We start from the raw sequence: 1665 nt of genomic DNA on the forward strand, positions 1-1665 counted from the left end.
CGCGGCATCGGAGGGTGCCGCGGTGTGGAGGGTGTGCGCCGGGGGCGTGCCGGATCGCGGTTCGGCCGCTGCATGGGCCGCGTGCGCCGCCGTGCCCACCGCCGGCAGCATGCCGGCCGCCATGGCATTGCCCGCCAGACCCCGAAGGGCCATGAGCACGATGAGAAAGAGGAACATGCCGCGGCGCATAGGCGGGAATGATAGCCCCGCGCTGCGGGAGTTCCGGTCGGAGCCTGCGCCGGCTACATGGCCATGTAGCGGCCCGGGCGGTGGTTCATCGCCACGACCAGGTTGAGCGCCACGGCGCCCGCGATGGACCAGAGCACGCGCATGGGGTCCACCGTGAACAGCGCCAGCAGCACGATGCAGCAGTCCACTGCCATCTGGACCTTGCCCGCGCGCCAGCCGTAGCGGTCCTGCAGGTACAGCGCCAGGATGCCCATGCCGCCCAGGCTGCACCGGTGGCGGAACAGCACCAGAAAGCCCGTGCCCGTGATGAGCCCGCCCGCCACCGCGGCATAGAGCGGCTGCAGCGCGACGAATTCCATCAGGCCCGGCTGGGCCTCGGTCAGCACCGACAGCAGCACCACGGCCACGAAGGTCTTCAGGGTGAAGCTGCGCCCCATCTTGCGCCAGGCCAGCCAGTAGAACGGCAGGTTGAGCAGAAAGAAGAGCTTGCCGAAGCCCATGTCGGTCGCGTAGTGCAACAGAAAGGCCAGCCCCGCCGTGCCGCCCGTGAGCAGGCCGGCGCTGCCGAAAAATCCCACGCCCACCGAAATGAGCAGCACACCCGTGAACAGGGCGGCGGTGTCTTCGGTGGCGGTGTGGGGAACCATGGTCGGCGGGGATGTCGGGGTGGGCGGGGTGGGGGTGCTCATGCGGGAAGAGAAGGCGGCGTGGCCGGGGACCGGGGGCCGTTCGAGTGGCTGGCGGCCCGGTACCGGTGAAATGGGGCGGATTCTAGGGGGTGTCGAACCCATGATTACCCCACGGGCCGCCTGCGCCCGCACGCGAATGTGCGAAGCGCGACGTTCAAATCGCGAAAGCCGGCAAGGCCACGGGCTGGTCCCTCCCCGTGCCGGCCGGTGGCGCGCCGCAACTTCAGCAAAAACCGGCCGGTGCCGGGATTTCGATTGTGCCGAGTGCTATTTTTTTGATAGCGATTCGCTGCGCAGCATGCGCAGGCCGTTCGCCACCACCAGCAGGCTGGCGCCCATGTCCGCGAACACGGCCATCCACATGGTGGCGTGCCCCGCCAGCGCCAGGCCGAAGAACACCGCCTTGATGCCCAGTGCCAGCACGATGTTCTGCATCAGCACGGCATGCGTGTGGCGCGACAGGCGCACGGTCTCGGCCACGCGGCGCAGGTCGTCGTTCATGATGACCACGTCGGCCGTCTCCATCGCCACGTCGGTGCCGGCGCCGCCCATGGCGAAGCCGATGTCGGCCTTGGCCAGTGCGGGTGCGTCGTTGATGCCGTCGCCCGCCATGGCGGTCATGCCGTGCTTTTGCTGCAGCGCGGCGATGGCCGACAGTTTCTGTTCGGGCAGCAGGCCCGCCTGCACCTCGTCGATGCCGGCCTCGCGCGCGGCCGCCTGGGCCGCTGCGGCGTGGTCGCCGGTGAGCATCACGGGCACGATGCCCAGCGCGCGCAGGTCCGCCACG

General features: G+C 69.6%; 2 protein-coding genes. Both read right to left on the bottom strand.

The window, feature by feature from the left end; translation table 11 throughout:
- Positions 1-242: 242 nt before the first annotated feature.
- Positions 243-878, bottom strand: coding sequence for a YitT family protein (locus AC27IO_RS23935; protein ID WP_498741158.1), 636 nt, complete (start codon positions 876-878; stop codon positions 243-245).
- Between the two features lie 267 nt (positions 879-1145).
- On the bottom strand, positions 1146-1665 hold a 520-nt coding region (locus tag AC27IO_RS23940), incomplete at its 5' end, for an HAD-IC family P-type ATPase (protein WP_498741159.1).

Source organism: Acidovorax sp. KNOB132 (genome assembly GCF_057541515.1).

Bases quoted from the DNA above. Each gene is read 5' to 3' on its own strand.
- AC27IO_RS23935 (WP_498741158.1), bottom strand. From the start codon at position 878: ATGAGCACCCCCACCCCGCCCACCCCGACATCCCCGCCGACCATGGTT.